General features: G+C 62.9%; 16 protein-coding genes. 7 read left to right on the top strand and 9 right to left on the bottom strand.

Annotation, left to right across the window (positions count from 1 at the left end; all coding sequences use genetic code 11):
- Positions 1 to 84 precede the first annotated feature (84 nt).
- The 4 genes from AC50X5_RS05780 (at position 85) to AC50X5_RS05795 (ending at position 4,583) form a co-directional block, all read left to right on the top strand.
- Positions 85 to 1,581, top strand: a complete 1,497-nt coding sequence (locus AC50X5_RS05780) for a hypothetical protein (protein WP_494975119.1) — start codon at positions 85 to 87, stop codon at positions 1,579 to 1,581.
- Between the two features lie 68 nt (positions 1,582 to 1,649).
- A complete protein-coding gene (locus AC50X5_RS05785; RefSeq protein WP_494975120.1) occupies positions 1,650 to 2,375 on the top strand; it encodes an ABC transporter ATP-binding protein in 726 nt (241 codons plus the stop codon).
- 13 nt (positions 2,376 to 2,388) lie between these two features.
- Positions 2,389 to 3,570 carry an FtsX-like permease family protein gene (locus tag AC50X5_RS05790; RefSeq protein WP_494975121.1) on the top strand — a complete coding sequence of 394 codons (1,182 nt, stop codon included), beginning with the start codon at positions 2,389 to 2,391 and terminating at the stop codon, positions 3,568 to 3,570.
- Positions 3,570 to 4,583, top strand: a complete 1,014-nt coding sequence (locus AC50X5_RS05795) for a hypothetical protein (RefSeq protein ID WP_494975122.1) — start codon at positions 3,570 to 3,572, stop codon at positions 4,581 to 4,583. The genes AC50X5_RS05790 and AC50X5_RS05795 overlap by 1 nt, the downstream gene beginning before the upstream one ends.
- Positions 4,584 to 4,607: 24 nt before the next feature.
- Here AC50X5_RS05795 and AC50X5_RS05800 read toward each other — a convergent pair whose 3' ends face one another.
- Genes AC50X5_RS05800 through AC50X5_RS05815 form a run of 4 tightly spaced genes read right to left on the bottom strand, consistent with a single transcriptional unit; the run spans position 4,608 to position 7,691 of the window.
- Positions 4,608 to 5,672, bottom strand: a complete 1,065-nt coding sequence (locus tag AC50X5_RS05800) for a sulfate/molybdate ABC transporter ATP-binding protein (protein ID WP_494975123.1) — start codon at positions 5,670 to 5,672, stop codon at positions 4,608 to 4,610.
- A complete protein-coding gene (locus tag AC50X5_RS05805) occupies positions 5,669 to 6,484 on the bottom strand; it encodes an ABC transporter permease (protein ID WP_494975124.1) in 816 nt (271 codons plus the stop codon). Before AC50X5_RS05805 ends, AC50X5_RS05800 begins: the two co-directional genes overlap by 4 nt.
- Positions 6,481 to 7,287 carry a molybdate ABC transporter substrate-binding protein gene (modA, locus tag AC50X5_RS05810; protein ID WP_494975125.1) on the bottom strand — a complete coding sequence of 269 codons (807 nt, stop codon included), beginning with the start codon at positions 7,285 to 7,287 and terminating at the stop codon, positions 6,481 to 6,483. Before modA ends, AC50X5_RS05805 begins: the two co-directional genes overlap by 4 nt.
- Positions 7,284 to 7,691, bottom strand: coding sequence for a TOBE domain-containing protein (locus AC50X5_RS05815; RefSeq protein WP_494975126.1), 408 nt, complete (start codon positions 7,689 to 7,691; stop codon positions 7,284 to 7,286). The genes modA and AC50X5_RS05815 overlap by 4 nt, the downstream gene beginning before the upstream one ends.
- Positions 7,692 to 8,035: 344 nt before the next feature.
- Between AC50X5_RS05815 and AC50X5_RS05820 the strand changes: the two genes are divergently transcribed.
- Positions 8,036 to 9,472 carry a polysaccharide deacetylase family protein gene (locus AC50X5_RS05820; protein WP_494975127.1) on the top strand — a complete coding sequence of 479 codons (1,437 nt, stop codon included), beginning with the start codon at positions 8,036 to 8,038 and terminating at the stop codon, positions 9,470 to 9,472.
- Between the two features lie 89 nt (positions 9,473 to 9,561).
- Here the strand turns inward: AC50X5_RS05820 and AC50X5_RS05825 are convergent, their stop codons facing one another.
- Positions 9,562 to 10,329: a polysaccharide deacetylase family protein gene (locus AC50X5_RS05825; protein ID WP_494975128.1), complete on the bottom strand. Its 768-nt coding sequence runs from the start codon at positions 10,327 to 10,329 to the stop codon at positions 9,562 to 9,564.
- Here AC50X5_RS05825 and AC50X5_RS05830 point away from each other — a divergent pair.
- A complete protein-coding gene (locus tag AC50X5_RS05830) occupies positions 10,310 to 10,498 on the top strand; it encodes a hypothetical protein (RefSeq protein ID WP_494975129.1) in 189 nt (62 codons plus the stop codon). The two genes, AC50X5_RS05825 and AC50X5_RS05830, sit on opposite strands and share 20 nt — an antisense overlap.
- Positions 10,499 to 10,591: 93 nt before the next feature.
- On the opposite strand, the gene AC50X5_RS05835 is transcribed toward AC50X5_RS05830, so the two are convergent.
- Positions 10,592 to 11,950: a permease gene (locus AC50X5_RS05835; protein ID WP_494975130.1), complete on the bottom strand. Its 1,359-nt coding sequence runs from the start codon at positions 11,948 to 11,950 to the stop codon at positions 10,592 to 10,594.
- Positions 11,943 to 12,662, bottom strand: coding sequence for an ABC transporter ATP-binding protein (locus AC50X5_RS05840; protein WP_494975131.1), 720 nt, complete (start codon positions 12,660 to 12,662; stop codon positions 11,943 to 11,945). The genes AC50X5_RS05835 and AC50X5_RS05840 overlap by 8 nt, the downstream gene beginning before the upstream one ends.
- 242 nt (positions 12,663 to 12,904) lie before the next feature.
- Between AC50X5_RS05840 and AC50X5_RS05845 the strand changes: the two genes are divergently transcribed.
- The gene (locus AC50X5_RS05845) at positions 12,905 to 13,714 is read left to right on the top strand and encodes a GAF domain-containing protein (RefSeq protein ID WP_494975132.1); all 810 of its coding nucleotides are present in this window, start codon (positions 12,905 to 12,907) and stop codon (positions 13,712 to 13,714) included.
- A gap of 164 nt (positions 13,715 to 13,878) precedes the next feature.
- On the opposite strand, the gene AC50X5_RS05850 is transcribed toward AC50X5_RS05845, so the two are convergent.
- Positions 13,879 to 14,643 (bottom strand): alpha/beta fold hydrolase, encoded by a 765-nt coding sequence (locus AC50X5_RS05850; RefSeq protein WP_494975133.1) that lies wholly within the window; start codon positions 14,641 to 14,643, stop codon positions 13,879 to 13,881.
- Positions 14,644 to 14,740: 97 nt separating this feature from the next.
- Entirely contained in the window at positions 14,741 to 15,640 is a 900-nt protein-coding gene (locus AC50X5_RS05855; protein ID WP_494975134.1) for a diacylglycerol/lipid kinase family protein, read from the bottom strand.
- Positions 15,641 to 15,758 lie beyond the last annotated feature (118 nt).

Raw genomic sequence — 15,758 nt, forward strand, 5'->3', positions numbered from 1 at the left:
GTGGTGGCGGGCGCTGCCGGGTTCCTGTCGCTGAGGGGCGGGAACGACACGGCTGTCAAGGTCGGGCTGAACTCTGACGAAATCATGGCTACTATGGCGACCCTGAAGAGACCGGATGGTCTGCTGGCTTCGCCACCCGTATATGGGACGCCATCACTGGACGCCACCGGCTGGTCGTCAGCGGTCCTTGACCGTCTGGGTATTGAGCGCCCGAGGCTTTCCGAGGACTTGCTCAAGGAGCTCACGGAGGCTCCGGATGCTCCGTCCAATGGAGTCTGGAGTGCGTTTTTCACCGCTCTCGCGATGAATTCCAGCAGCCTCGGCGAAGCAGATGTGGCGGGTCTTGCCGGGTGGACCGCTACAAGCGGTTGGGTGGAAGACAAGCCGGAACACGCTCCGGAAGACGTTGCTGCTACCGTGCTCAGCACATGGGCCGCCTCAGTTGCCTTGAAGTCGGCCGGATTGCCCGTGGATCCTCGAACGGTTGCCGTGGCGCGCGACGCTCTCGCCCGCTGCGAGGGAAACACCTTTGTGCAAGTGCATTTGGTGGAGACGATCCTGGCCGCACAGCCGGACGACAAGGCGGCGGCCAGCCAGTTGTCGCATTGCCCGTTCACTGAGGCAGCCCTCGACACTAGCGCTGGAGCTCAAAACGAGGTGGCCCTTCTTTCAGCCTTTGCCGAAGCCAAGCGTTCAGCCTACGTCGGCGGTACACGCCCCGATCGCCTCAGGCAACTTACCCAGACGCTCGCCCCGCAGCATTTCATGCAGTACGACCCGTGGTGGGCTTATTACTCACTTGAGGGATTTCTAGCAGCCGGAGGTGACGCAGCTGCCTACCAGGATATTGGTCATGGTCTGAAAGCAACCTTCAACAAGGACGGGCTCACCAGACGTGTCGGAACCCCATCCGTAAACGTGCAGGGTATGTTTTACGCAGTCCAAACAACTAAGGCCATAGGCAAGGATCCAAGTACTGTTATAGATCCTGGCTCCGTGCTGCGGTACGGCGAGCAGGAGAGCTTTGACTCCTGGCCCGACGCTGACATAGCGATTTGGGGCGATCTCATGTACCACCTCGGCCAGGCCCCTACAGAACCAGTAGCTGCGGCTGTTCGGGATGCCGCGCTGCGCTGCGCCAAACAAACAGTGACGCCACCGTCAGCACGCCAGGTCGGGCGATGCCGCACTGCCGTGGATCACTACGGTGGGGACCTGCCTCCGCTCATGTTCGCTGATCTGGACTGGTCCAACCAACCGGCAGAGATCCTCGTCGATGTAACCGCCTCAACGGGAAAGGCTCCTGACGCAGAAGCCGTTCGCAACGCCGTTGATGAGGTCTCTGCTTCCCCCCAAGGCACGGCGACCTCGGTACTCGCGGCCTTACCGAAGGTTGCATCTGCTTCCGGGAGCCAGCTAAGCGAAAAAACGCAGGGAATGCTGCTCTCCGAAATCGCCCGCCGCCACGGGGAAGGCGAGCTTTCTGCCCTGTACACGGTGCATGCGGACGGCTCGTTCCCGGACTACGCATCCACGAGCGCCGTAGCGCAGATGGTTATAGAACTAAGACAAGCAGACTGAGGACTCGAAATACTCACCAGCAGCACCATCTGACAGCAACACCTGCATTATTGCTCTTGAGGGGAAACATGTACGGAACACCCGGCGAACCAGTCGTGGAGCTTCATTCGGTTAGAAAGTCGTTTAGAACGCGTTCAGGAACCCAAACAGTCCTGGAGAACATCGAACTCACCGTCAGTTCAGGAGAACTGGTTGCACTTGTCGGTCCTTCAGGGGCGGGCAAATCTACGCTGCTGGCAGTAGCCGGACTCCTCCAAAATCCCACCTCAGGCAGCGTCATTATGGGTGGGAAGTCAACAGAAAGGTTCAGCGAGGCGGAACGGACCAAGCTCAGAGCGGCCCACGTTGGATTCCTGTTCCAAGAGCCAACGCTGACACCCCATCTCACCGCATTGGAAAACGTGCTCCTTCCCCTACTTGCCGATCGGACCTCAGTGCGTTCCCGCACGGGCCTGAAGCTCCTCGCTCGAATGGGACTTACAGAACACTCCGAAAAGCTTCCCGGGGCGCTTTCGGGCGGACAAGCACAGAGGGTTGCGCTCTGCCGCGCCTTAGTTAGAGCGCCTCGGCTGATCCTGGCTGACGAGCCCACGGCGAGTTTGGATGCGGCAGCTGCACAGAACGTCCGCGAGCAGATGCGCGCGGTTGCCCAAACCGGGGTAGGGATTCTCGTGGCTACCCATGATCTCGCCACGGCCGAGTACGCCGACCGCATAATCGTTCTGGATCACGGCAGCATTGCCCCTGCCAACGTCTCCCCGGCGCATCCGGCCACCGGCTCCAACACCGACTGAATTACAAGGAATCATGACACTCTTTTCGCTCATATTCGCTGGAATCCGGAGAGCTCCGCGGCGTTACCTGGGGCTGGTTTTCCTACTCGTCATTGGTGGCGCCTCGGTTACTGTTGGCACTGTCCTGGGAGCGATGGCCCAGGCTGAGGCGACTGCAGGCCTCGATGATTCCTCGACCCTGCGCACGATCATCGCCTACAACGATGCGGGGCTTCTAACGGAAAGCACGTTCCGCGACATCAGCGCTCTTCCAGAAATAGAATCAGCACAACCCGTTATCGCAGTCCCGGTAGGTTTGGAGCCCCAGTTATCCGCTCTCACCCTCCTGCCATGGAACCCGCACGGCGGAGTTCCTTTGTTGGTGGGAACCGCTCCTGCAACGGAGCTGGAACCAGGGACCGTGGTTCTTCCGGCCACCGCTGACGGCAACGACCTCACCGGTCTTCTCAACAACGAAGCCGACCTTATCTACACAGAAGCCAGAACCGAAAACTCCGGCGTCACCGCCAAACTAAAGATGCGCGTTGTCGCATTGAGCGATCCGGGGTACCAGGTGGACGCCCTCAACGCCGCATATGCCCCCATAGAAACAGTCATAGAGCTGGCGGCTGCCAGGGCAGGTGTGCCGAAGGAGCAGTACCTGGCCGGACAGGGCTACGAACGGATCAGCATGGTGGCACGGACCGCAGCCGATGTGTCCCCCATACTGGAAAAGCTACAGTCACAGGGCATTCATGCCATCAGTCAGTCACAACAGCTCGGAGCTGTTCCGGGTGTAATCAATCTGATTCGGGTTGTATCTTCCGTCATGCTTGGTGCGCTCCTTGTCGTCGGTGCAGTTGCAGTAGCGGCACTCGCACAAAGTATCGGCCAAGCGCGGCGCCGGGACATAGGAGTCCTGAAGGCCTTTGGTTGGAGCAGCACGCGCTTGCGTGCCGTGCTGATGACAGAAACTGCCGTGGTCTGCTGTGGCGCACAACTCATGGGCACGGCTTTGGGGCTTCTTGTAAGTCCCTTTGTAGAAGACCAGCTTCGCAGCTTGACCGCTGGGGCCGACCTTGCTTCCGGCTCAACACCGTTCGGACTTCTTGCCCTCGGCAACCTATTGGTTCTCGTCATTTTTTCCCTGGTTGTCTGGCTCGTCATGGGCCGGGCGGTCCGTCACCCGGTTATCGAAATACTCAGGAGCATCTAGTGACAACACGGCGGCAGTTTTTCGCCTTTGCCGGGGTAGTTGCAGTCACGGGACTGACTGCCTGCTCATCCGCCCCGGCGCTCTTCGCCTGGCGATGCTCGGCGGCTTTCGCTGTCGAAAGCACTAATGGAAAACCATATCTGCTTGCTCTGACCCCCGACGAAGGAACGTGGGCCCGCGCGATTGAACTTGACCGCGCGGTAGGGATGAAGGCGGAAGCCACCGTTACGACCATTCCTGCGGTCGACGGCAGTGGCCGGGTCGTGCTTGTATGGTCAAACGGCGATGGCATCACAAAAGCTGCCATCATCGACCCCGGGCAGGAGAGCGTAAAAACTCTTGACTACGCCGTTGATTCGGGAGTACGTGGCATTCTCGGAGAGACCCTTTTTTCCGTCCTTCCTGGGACATCCGGTGAATCAGTGGCCGAATTGATGCCCCTGTATGGGCCATCAGAGGCCGAGCGTCTGCCCCTGCCCTTCCTCCCACAGGTCCTGGGACAGGGAGATAATGGGCTCATACTCGCCGCGAACAAGGGCGCCGGGATACTCCTTGGGCGAATAGCGGCACCGGAATCATCCATCACGCTTAGCGAAACTCCCATTCCAGGTGAGCCTTTTGACCTCTGCATGGCAGGGACTGACACCGTACTTGCAGTTGGATCGACAGTGCCTGGCCACCGCCCTGGGCTCTATTTCATAGACGACCAAGGAACAACAGCGAAGACTCAAGGCGTGGAGACTCCGCGCCTCGTGGCCGCCGTCGATTCCGATCACGTGGTCACCGACGATACATTGGGGTCGAAGCGCACTGTCAGCATAGTGGCTGTCAGTAATGGCCCTCAGGTCGTAGCCAATGCGCAACTGGAATCCGATGCGCCAGTACGCGATCTTCGACGAATCTCCGACGGACGAATTGTTGTTACCCAGTCCGATCTACTGTCGGTCTTCGATTCCAACCTCCAGCTGGTGTCGCAGAGGCCCGCGGAAGGCCAGCTCATCAGCGACCGATAGCCGCTTAGCTGTGGGGTCGTACACCTACGCCGGGTAAACCGACACCGCTCCGGCCTTGACCACGAAGTACACGGTCATTCCCGGCGCCAGCCCCAGTTCCGCGGCGGCCTGTGGCGTAACGTCCGCCGCAAGCGAATGATCACCCGCTGCCCGCACGCGGATCTGGTCACCGTGGGGTTCCAGGTGCGCCACCGTGACGGGGAAGCTGTTGCGCGGGCTGCCATAGGCGGGTTCCAGGAAGATGGAAACGGCCGACGGCGGGAAGACGGCAACGCCGCCGGCTCCCGTCACGTTGGGCGAACCCGGGTCCTGGTGGCCGAAGAACTCGAGCCCGTCGCAGGCGCGCACTCCGGAGGCAGTGAGGGTGCCTGTTACAAAGTTCACGCCGGATAATCCCGCAGCAAAACGGCTTCTGGGTTGGTTCAGCACCTCCCGGACGGGGCCCTCCTCAACGATCCGGCCTGCATCGAGGATCACCACACGGTCCGCCAGCATCAGGGCATCGAGGACGTCATGAGTGACAACAATTGCCTGCCGGCCGGCCAGGACCTTTTTCAGCAACCGCCGGAGCAACGGCGCCGACGTGATGTCCAGGGCGGCCATCGGCTCATCCAGCAGCAGCAGGTCCGGCTCGGCAGCCAGTGCCCGGGCAACGGCCACGCGCTGCGCCTGCCCACCGGAGAGCCCGCCGGGTTTTCGGCCGGCCAGCTCTGCCACATCCAAGGCCTCAAGCCATTCCATGGCGGCCTCCCTGGCCTGCGCCACCGTAATTCCGGCGCTGCGCGGAGCGAACGCTGCATTCTCCAGGACGCTGAGGTGCGGGAAGAGCAGCGGTTCCTGGGCCAGCAGCACCGTCCCGCGACGGTGCGGCGGTTCCCAATCATGAGTGCCGCCGTCGAGCTTAAAAAGCTTCCGCCCGGCAGATTCGGCGGACCCGGAATCCGGTTTCAGCAAGCCCGCGATCACTCCCAGCAGTGTGGATTTGCCCGCACCGTTGGGACCCATCACGGCCACCGTTTCCCCCGCCGCGACGGTCAGCTGGACGTCGAAATCCCGTGCCCGGACGGCTGCATCCACGCTGAAGGTCACGTTGCCCCACGCTCCCGTTGCGGGCCGCGGTAGGCGAGCGCCACCACCGCCACGGCCACCACCAACAGGACCAGGGAGAGGGCGACGGCGGCATCCGGGTCTGTCTCGCGGTGCAGGTAGATCTCTAGCGGCAGGGTCCGGGTCACCCCCTGCAGGCTGCCAGCGAAGGTGAGGGTTGCACCGAATTCGCCAAGGCTGCGGGCGAAGCTGAGTACCGCGCCGGAGGCGAGCCCGGGGAGGACCAGCGGCAGCGTCACTCGGCGGAGCACCGTCCAGGGCCTGGCGCCCAGGGTGGCAGCCACGGCCTCATAGCGGGACCCGGCCGTGCGCAGCGCACCCTCCAGGCTGACCACGAGGAACGGCAGCGCCACGAAAGTCTGCGCAATGACGACGGCGGTGGTGGAAAACGCGATCTGTATGCCGAGGACGGTGAGCGTGCTACCCAGCAGGCCCTGGCGGCCGAACGTGTAGAGCAGCGCCAGCCCGCCCACTACTGGCGGGAGCACCAGTGGCAGCAGCACCAGTGCGCGGAGGAGCCGTTGGCCGCGGAACTGTGAGCGCGCCAGCACCAGGGCCAGCGGAACACCGAGGACCAGGCACAGCACCGTGCTGACGGCAGAGGTTCGCAGGCTCAGGGCCAGTGCGTCCAGGGACGACGGCGAGGTAACCAGCGGAAGGAACCGGGGCCAGTCCACCCGGGCAATAATGGCGGCCAGCGGCAGGATAATCAGCGCAGCCGCCACGAGCGCGATGGCCTGCACCCAGCGTGGAATGCCGGTGTAGCCTGCGCGGCCTGTTTTGATGACGTTCATGGGCCTGCCGGGCCGAAACCGGCAGCGCCCAGGATCTGACTGCCTGCAGGACCGCTGACCATGGCGATGAATGCCTCCGCGGCCCTTGGGTTTGCAGTACCCTTCACTGCCGCAATGGGGTAACTGTTCACTGCACCGGCGCTCTCCGGGAAATCGATGCCTTGCACACGCTCCCCCGCCGCCCGGACATCCGTGGAATACACCAGGCCGGCATCCGCCTCGCCAGAGAGCACCTTGCCCAGCACGTCAGTGACCGAATTCTCCTCGCTGACCGGGGCCAGCGAGGTGCCGGTTTCCGCTTCCAGTTTCTGTGCAGCGGCACCGCACGGGACCTGGCCCGCACACACCACGAGTTTCAGGCCGGGCCTGGCGAGGTCGCGGAAGCCCCCGATGTTCGCCGAGTTCCCCGGCGGCACCGCAATGGCCAGGGTGTTCGTGGCGAAGGTGGTTGGCTGGCCATCTGTCAGCCCTGCTTCCTGCAACCGGCCCATGGTGCCGGTGTCGGCCGCAGCGAAAACGTCCGCCGGGGCGCCCTGGCTGATCTGGGACACCAGGTCTGACGAGCCAGCAAAATTGAATACCACCTCGATCCCGGGGTTCTCCGCCTCGAACCGTTCAGCGATTTCTGTGAAGGTGCCGCGGAGGGAAGCAGCCGCGAAAACGGTGAGGGAACTGCTGGGGGTGGTGCCGCGGGCGTCGTTAGCTCCCGACGCCGGATCTCCCGCACCGCCGGCACTGCAGCCCGTGAATGTGGCCAGGAGCAGCACCGCTGCCGCCGCCGCGAGGCCTGCACCGCGCTTCACGCTGTTCCCCGGCCTGCGGATTCGATGATCACCGTGGTGGCTTTGACGACGGCGGTGGCCACCGTGCCCGGTTCCAGCCCCAGTTCGTGGACGGCTTCCGTGCTCATGAGGGAGACCACGCGGAACGGCCCGCATTGGAGCTCAACCTGGGACATAACGGGGTCTTCCTTGATGTCCGTGACCAGGCCGACGAACCTGTTCCGTGCTGAGCTGCCGCCCTTGGCGGGGTCGTCCGGGAGCTGCGCCAGTTTCTTCGCGTGCAGGGCGAGTTCAAGCCCGTCCACTGCCCTCCTGCCGGAACTGTCCCGAAGCGGCGCGAGCATGCCGTTCTCCGTCCATCTACGTACGGTGTCGTCGCTGACGCCCAGGAAGCGTGCTGCCTCGGATATGCGGATAGTTGGCATGAGCCCATAATATGCCGCATTTGCGCTGTTTTCACCCTTCTTGCTCCGCAAACCGGCTTACAGCACAGCAGTCCGGGACATTCCCCGTTAGCCCATCATGGGGTTCCAACAGTGGCGTTGCGGCAATTCGCCATGGCCCTCTGGCATTCTGGGACCAACTGAAATCCTCAGCTGGGAGTGACACTCGTTATGGTTGGCACCAAGACGTTACGCGCAATTGTCGCCACCGGATCTCTGCTGGCGGAAAGTTGAGGGCGCCCGTTCCTTTACGCGTGCCGCTTGCGGTTCCCCTGGCCGTCCTTGCCGGCCTTGCGCTGTCCGCGTGTGTCGCAGAACCAGTACCCTTGCCCCCTCCGAAGCCGGTCAATGCGGTTCCCGGAGCAGCCCCGGCGAAAATCGGCATCGGAGCTCCTGCTGTTGTAGACATGAGCGCCCGCGGGGCAGGTACGGCTCCCGCCGTCGCATCATGGCAGTACGTCAGTGGTGCAGAAGCGTTCAATTCAGCACTGGATGCCCGGCTTTTGGCCTTACTGGATGCCCATGCAGGTGGACGGCACGAGCCCACCGCACAACCGACAGCAGTTTCCGAACCTCTCAGCGACGGACTGTTGATTACCCATGAACTTGTTCTGGCCACCGGCAGTCTGGTCGGTGCAAGGTTTGTGCAAACAATCAGGAGCGGCGGCGTCGATTCCCTGCGCACCGAGGAAATCACTTATTCCGACGTCGCTACAGGCGCCGTTCTCAGCAGCGCGGAACTGGTCAAACCCGACGCAATCGGCACTCTGAGGACCATGCTCCGTGAGGTGCCTGATGCCAATTCATCCGGGAACCGGGAACCGGCATCCACGACGCCACCGGCCACTGCGCAGATTGGCACCACGGTAGCAGTCCCCGAACCTGCTGACGCGGCCATTACCGACGCCGAATTGCTCTCCGAAATCACCTTCACGCCTGCAGGCGAAATCAGTATCACCTTCGATCAGGACGCCAATACGGGCCTGCCGCCGCGTGGACGGAAAACAGTGACCCTCACTGCAGCAGCCACCAGCAAAGTGCTCTCGCCCGCGGGAGACGCGATTCGTCGGGCTGTCCGGGCCGGGGCAGCGTTCAACCCGCCCGTTTCTGCCCAGGGCACTACCGGCCACGTCAACTGCGACATCGTTGCATGCGCCGCCTTGACCTACGACGACGGACCCAACGCCCAGACAGCCAGGCTCTTGGAAATTTTGGCCAAACACCAGGTGCTTGCCACATTTTTCCAGCAGGGTGCGTACGTCAATGCCAATCCCGGGATCGCCAGGTCCGTGGCCGAAGCCGGACACCACATTGCGAACCACACGATGAGCCACCCGTACCTGACGAAGATCCCACCAGCCGAAATCGTCAGGGAGATCAGCAGCACCCAGGCAGCCATCGAAAGAGCTGCCGGTGTGGTTCCTGCGTTCCTGCGTCCGCCGTACGGCGCAACCAATGCCACTGTTGCAGGAACTGTCGGGCTGCCCCAGATCTTCTGGGATGTTGACTCATTGGACTGGCAGTCCCGGAACAAAGAGGTGTTCATCCCGCGGATCATGAACCTGGTGAAGCCTGGATCAGTCATTCTTCAGCACGACATACATGCTGCCACAGTGGACGGTCAGGATGAATTGATCACTCAACTCAAGGACAGGGGCTACTACCTCGTGACCCTTCCGCAGCTCTTCTCGGGGGTTGAGCTGAAGCCCGGCGCAACCTATAAGTGCCGTGGCACGGCACCAGGGTGTATTCCAGGCCGTTGAGTCAACGCGTTCCGGGAACAGCTTTGTGCGCGACCATCCCCAAGGCCCACAATTGACTCGCCGAAGACCGACAGAGCGAACCAGCCGGATCAGGGTACGGCAGCACCCAGGGTGGTGAATCCAAAACCCTTCTCCAACAATGCCGGGATTGCTTTCGCGAAACCAGCGGCTGTTCCTGAATTTGGATGGTTACCGTGGGAGATAATAATGTCCCCCGGCCGGGCCTTGACTGTTTCGGCGGCGACCATTTCCGCGGAGTATGTAGCCCCGCCGTCGGCATTGATGCTGAACCCGGCCGGGACGGCGCCAAGAGCGTGGGCAATCTCGGTGGCAACCTCGTCGAGGAAAGCGGTCCCTGGCCGAAAGAAACGCGGACGCTTACCGGTGATTTCCATCAGAAGCGTGTCATTGGTCATGACTTCCTCGTACACCTGCGCGATGTTTTGCGTGCCGGGAATCCCATAGGCGGAATTCCCGGTCACGCTGAGCGGCAAATGCCGCGACCCGTGGTTGGCCAATTCAAAGAACGGCACTGCGGCCAGCTCACGCGTCAGGGCGGGATTGGCATGGATCCACCGCGCGTTCAGGAACAGCGTTGCCGGAACCTCCAGCCTTTGCAGTAACTCCAGGGCAGCATGGTCGACTCCGCTTCCGCCGTGGCCACCGCAGTAATCCACCGTCAGGGCAATCCCTGCCGCGGGATCAGCCAGCACCTGCAGGACTCCGGGCCCCTCCAGGCCCCAATAGGCCGGGGAGCGGCCGGAGAACCGTGCGATGATCTCATCCTGGGACGGGACTGCGGTCGTGGGTACCGGAGCCGTTACCGTTGGCTCAACTGTGGCGGCAGCTGGAGGCACGGGCGCCGTAGTCGATGCGTCAGGTACTGGGCGGGGCGTCCGCGCCGTCGTTGAGGGTGCCGGGCCGGCACTGCCGCCGGGCCTGCACCCTGAAACCAGCATGACGGCAGCCGCCAACAAGAGGGTACGGCGCTGCGGTTTGCTGATCATCGATGGTTCCACGCGTTGAATCCCCCAAGCTGCTCGAAGTCCGGCTGCTTGACCATACCCCAAGGTCATACCCCTAAGGTTGCCTGGCGGGGATTTTCTGGGGAACAGCGTCTCAGGAATCCATGCTCGCATAACGCTCAGGGCGGGCAAGGATCGGGCCGATCTGGGAGGTTCCCGCGGTAACTGACAATCGCACCAGGAGGAACCCTGCGACGAAGACGCCGGCCAGGGTCAGGACCGCCAATGGCCGCAGGAACAGCGCGACCCCTGTCAGCGGCAGGACCAAGGCGGCCGCGCTTGCCGCCGAGATGCCGGCCACCAGGAACAGCGGCGACATGACAGCCTTGACCCGTGCCGCGACCATCAGCTGGCGGGGAACGCCCAGCCGGTCAAGGGCCACCAGCATGGGTGCCCGGTCCAGCACCGCCGATGCCTGGTTGACGCCCACGGAGCAAGCAACCATCAGGAACGAACCCAGCAGCGTGATCGTCACGCCGGTGTTGATGTCGCGGACCAGCATCAGGGTCTCGGCGTCGGCACTGCTGCCTTCCATGACCTCGGCCACTGCCAGGCCCATGCCCACAAAGACACCCACGAAACTGGTCATGGCCACCCCGCCCACCTGGCGCCAGGTCTCCTTAGGGCTCTCCAGCACCGACCGGGCTGCGAGGAGCTGATCGGGACGGGTGGCGCGTTTGAGCTGGCCTCTGGCCCGCACCCGCACTATCCAGGGCCCCATCAGGTTCAGGGCGAGAAGCGCCAGGCCAAAGCACCCGGCCATCACGGCAATGATCACCACGAAAGTTCCGAAGGCGCTGAGCATCCCCATCAGGACAACGCCTGTACCGACGACGGCGGCAGCCAGAAGTCCGCGGACCCAATGGGCGCCGTCGGCCTGCTGCCGTGTGCGCACTCCCAGCGGTGACAGGACAACTTTGCGCAGGCCGAACGCCGCGCTGACCGCTGCAAGCAGGCAGACTGCCACAACGCAGGCAAGAATCCCCGGCAGTCCCAGCCACGCATGAGCGCCGATTGCCCTGCCCCGGAACTCGATCAGGCCAAGGAACGGGCTGACGGCGGCGTACAGGAAGGATCCGGTGGCGGCACCGATTCCCGCCAGGGCCGTGGATTCGAGCACGGTCAGCCACACCACCGTTCCGCCGCTTGCACCCAGCAGCCGCAAAGATGCCAACCGGTCATCACGACGGCGGGCGGCCAGCCGGGCGGCCGAGGCGCCCAAGGTGAGGAGCGGGATCACCAACAAAACCATCGCAACCACCGCCAACGCCTGGTAGGTCTGGGCGAAGTCGTCTTTCCACGACCAAAAAACCTGCGAACCGCCAGTCACCGTCAGGAGCAGGGCAGTGACCATGCAGAACGCCAGAACGGGCAGCCCGGCCGTGCGAAGGTCAGCGGTACCGCCCCTGCCAAGAAAGGGCGCCAGCCTGATGGCCAGCATCAGGCTACGCATCCGGGCCACCAACGTTCGAAGCCGCCTCCAGGGCGCTGTCCGCGATGATCCGGCCGTCACGGAGTTCGACCACCCGGCCGCAGCGGGCGGCCACCTGGGGATCGTGGGTGACCACCAGCAACGTCCTGCCATTGGCCGCCGCGGAGTTAAGCAGGACATCCAGCACTTCCGCCGAGGTGGCAGAGTCCAGCGCCCCGGTAGGCTCATCTGCGAAAAGCACCCGGGCCCCGGTCACCTGTGCCCGGGCAATCGCGACGCGCTGGACCTGACCGCCGGAAAGCTCCCCAAGCCGGCGCTGCTCCAGGCCCGCCAGCCCGAGCGCACCGAGCCACGGGGCAGCCTGCCCCTCTGCGGTTCGCCGATTCGTGCCGTTGAGCATCAGGGCCAGGGCAACATTTTCGACGGCGGTCAACTCGGGCAGGAGCATGCCCTGCTGGAACACGAAACCGAACTCTTCCCGGCGGATCCTGGACAGCGCACCGTCCCCGAGCTTGTCGAGCCGGACCGGACCGGCGCTGCCGGCAAAGGTGACGGAACCGGCGTCGGGACGCAGTATCCCGGCCAGGCAGTGAAGCAGAGTGGACTTGCCCGAACCCGAAGGCCCGATAATTGCGATCGACTCGCCGGCACCGGCAGCGAAATTCACCCCGTCCAAGGCGACGCTTCCCGGGTAGTGCTTGGTGAGTTGCTGGGCGTGCAGAATGACGTTCATATGTCCAGTGTGTCCGCCACCCCGGGTCACCGCCTCAGCCCGGCGGTTGAAGCTGAGCTGACTGAATCAGCCCACGGTATGAAACGATCACGGCTTTGGGCGGCCCTGGGCACGGGGTTGCGGCCGCAAAGTCATAGCGGTGTAGCCTCAGGGTCGACTAGTAAGTAAACTTATCAAGTGCTACGGCGCAGTTGGGGGAAGATTTGTTCTCACGAGACGCGACTCAGCTGGAGGTAGCCCGCATGAGTGAAAAGCACGTGAATCAAGAGGTGGAGCGGTTGCTGGAGCTCGCCGCCGCCGTCGGCCTGGACCCCCGGAAACTTTGGCCGCCACCTCCCGGCGGATTCCACTTGTCCGCTTTTGAACTGGATGCATATCTTCATGATGGTGCCCGGGCCCAGGCCGAGCTCGACCGCGGTTATGGTCCGAGGAGGTACGGGAGGCCGGGAGCGGAACAGCGTCGGGCCCTTTCAGCGGCTCCAGGCCCGGGCCCGATATCTAAACGCATTATCAGTGGGCGGAAGACGCGTAACGAGAAGCCGCTCGCAGCGCTGGGAGCTGCGGGCAGGTTCCTGCTGTCCCCAGAACAGGCAGAGGCTGAACGCCTGGACTCCCTTCACGAGACCGCTCTCCTCCAGAGCGGGGCCGAGGAGATCTTTGACCGGGTTGTTATCGCCGCCAGGAAGTACTTTGATGTGGGCGCAGCGTCGTTGTCCCTTATCGCCGAAGACGCCCAATACTTCAAGTCCGTCGTGGGGCCTCTTCTCGAAGCCCCCCGGGCGATGGCGCTCTGCACTGTAACCGTGGAACGCAATGCAATGCTAGTTATCGAAGACACCTCAACTGATGATCGCTTCGCCAACAACCCACTCGTCACCGGGGAGCCGTTCATCCGTTTCTACGCGGGCTACCCGTTACACGGGCCACGGGGTTGGAATATCGGAACCCTATGCGTCATCGACCAGAAACCCCGGGCTTTCCCCCCGTCTGATCAGCAGGTACTTCGTACACTCGCCGCAATTGTACAAAAGGAGATTGACGCACGGTCCTAACCACAACTGGCCTGGCCTCCCGCTTCGAGACTTCCAAGGGATACTCTCGAGGTAATTTCAACGCTTCTCCGGCCGCTGACCGTCGACAAGTTCCTTGGAGTCCGATTCTGGATGCCGTTCAGGACTTTGACCGTTTGAGATCGTCTTTGAGCCCGCCAGTTATGTCACTGCAGCCCGAGGAAGGCAAGAATGGCCGCGGCGGTGGCAGCGGCGCCGCCGTGTTGGACGATGTGGGGTTTGCCGGGTATCTCCAGGAAGCGTCCGTTGGTGGCGGTGGCGGCCAGCTTCTGGCACCAGAGTTGGGGCGCTATGGGGTCCCGTGAGCCGCGGACGACGAGGGTGGGCTGGTTGGCCAGGGACAGTCGGGCAGTGAGGTTGTAGGTCATCATGACGGGAAGTTCGGTAAGGTACCAGCGCAAGCCGGAGCGGGCGTAGTCGGTGAAGACGGTGGCGTTGCCGGCCGGGCTTTCCAGCAGTGAGTCAAGACCCAGGGACAGGCTCTGCTGGAGGACTGTTCGGCGGGCGGGGTCCACGACCGGACCCAAAAGTACGAGGTGGGAGACCAGGTCGGGGCGTTGAACCGCAAGTTCGGTGGCGAACTGGGTGCCCATTGAGTGCCCAATCAGCACTACGCGGGAGGCGCCCATTTTTTCAAGGGTTGCTGCTGTGTGCTGGGCGTAGTCGGCGACAGAGAGCTGCGTGCCCGGTGTGGGTGTTCCACCGAAGCCTGGCAGGTCGACGGCATGGGTGATCCCGTGCCGGGACAGAAGAACCTGAAGCCGCCGGTAGTAGCGATGGGACATGCCTATGCCGTGCAGCAGCACAAACACCGGGCCTGGCCCGGCTGGTCCGGTCAGGGTGTGCACGTGTGAGGTCAAGGACGCGGTGGTGACGATTCTGGGCGTCAGCCGGGGGGCCCTCCGGGACATGAGCAGACGGTGTAGCAGTAGTTCGTTGTCTTGTTTTTCGTCGTTCGCGGTGTGCACCGGTTGTCCTAGTCCTGATGAAAGGGTTTGTGGGGGCCGACTAGCCTAAGGTGGCCAGGGCGGCCGCGGCGGATTCGATGGTGACGCGAGTGTCCGCCTCTACAGATTTCACTTCCCCGTCAATCTGGTACGGGATGGGTTTGAGAGTTGTAAAGGTGTAGTTGCTGACGCTGGGCTGATCTCCCAGTCCCCGGGTGGCAGCGCGCACCGCGGTCAGCAGCATCCGCGCCTTTGACCTGTGGGGGAAGATCACGACTTCGAATTTTCCGTCGGAGGGGTGGTTGTCGGCTTCGCTGAGCGTGGCGTACTTGGCCATCTCGGCGATGTTAGCGAAGACGAGACTGTCAAACTTCCGGCGTTTGCCGTTTGCCTGGCGGATTTCAAACGGCTTGAATCTGGAAAAAGTACGCATCACGGAGAACATTTCCTTAAAGGCGCCTTTGCTGCCCTTTTCCAGGTCGATCGCCATGACCGGAGTCAGTCCGAAACCAATATAGGAGTGCGCGTACTCTGCTGGCGCGCCCGCTCCCTGGCCTGTGGTGATGCGCAACAGATCGATGTGCCGCACCGCACCCGCAACAATCGCGTGTTCCAGAGGCCGGGTACCGGTGGTGCGGCGGTGGTCATTGGCGTTCCCGGCACCCAAGACGGCGCAGACCGCTTGGGGGTTGTCGGCCTGCATTACACCATTGACGACCTCGTTATAGCCCCCGTCACCGCTGACAGAGACAACCAGCACGTTCCCGCCGGCGCTGGCGGCGTCCCGGGCAAGTTGGACGGCGTGGCCGGTACGTGCAGTGGGCTGAAGCCTGATGTCTGCCGTGTAGGGAAGAAGTTCTTCCAGCAATGATCGGTGATTCTCGGCGAGCTTGGGGGCATCGCCGGTGCTGTTCGGATTGAAAATGATGACGATGGAGTCAAAGGTCCGTGCAGTTGTCATGATGCGCTCCGTGATTGATTTGACTGAGGCTTCCAAGGTGAGCCGTGTAAGCCCACGGCTCAGGCGGGCTGCCCTGGGGAGCCGGCTGGCGCCTGGTTGTTTCCGTTCCAGGGATGCC

The organism is Pseudarthrobacter sp. MDT1-40-2, assembly GCF_059383595.1.

Coding starts and splice junctions, on each gene's coding strand:
- AC50X5_RS05780 (WP_494975119.1), top strand. CDS start 85: ATGGCTACTATGGCGACCCTGAAGAGACCGGATGGTCTGCTGGCTTCG.
- AC50X5_RS05785 (WP_494975120.1), top strand. CDS start 1,650: ATGTACGGAACACCCGGCGAACCAGTCGTGGAGCTTCATTCGGTTAGA.
- AC50X5_RS05790 (WP_494975121.1), top strand. CDS start 2,389: ATGACACTCTTTTCGCTCATATTCGCTGGAATCCGGAGAGCTCCGCGG.
- AC50X5_RS05805 (WP_494975124.1), bottom strand. CDS start 6,484: ATGAACGTCATCAAAACAGGCCGCGCAGGCTACACCGGCATTCCACGC.
- AC50X5_RS05815 (WP_494975126.1), bottom strand. CDS start 7,691: ATGCCAACTATCCGCATATCCGAGGCAGCACGCTTCCTGGGCGTCAGC.
- AC50X5_RS05835 (WP_494975130.1), bottom strand. CDS start 11,950: ATGCGTAGCCTGATGCTGGCCATCAGGCTGGCGCCCTTTCTTGGCAGG.
- AC50X5_RS05840 (WP_494975131.1), bottom strand. CDS start 12,662: ATGAACGTCATTCTGCACGCCCAGCAACTCACCAAGCACTACCCGGGA.
- AC50X5_RS05845 (WP_494975132.1), top strand. CDS start 12,905: ATGAGTGAAAAGCACGTGAATCAAGAGGTGGAGCGGTTGCTGGAGCTC.
- AC50X5_RS05850 (WP_494975133.1), bottom strand. CDS start 14,643: ATGTCCCGGAGGGCCCCCCGGCTGACGCCCAGAATCGTCACCACCGCG.
- AC50X5_RS05855 (WP_494975134.1), bottom strand. CDS start 15,640: ATGACAACTGCACGGACCTTTGACTCCATCGTCATCATTTTCAATCCG.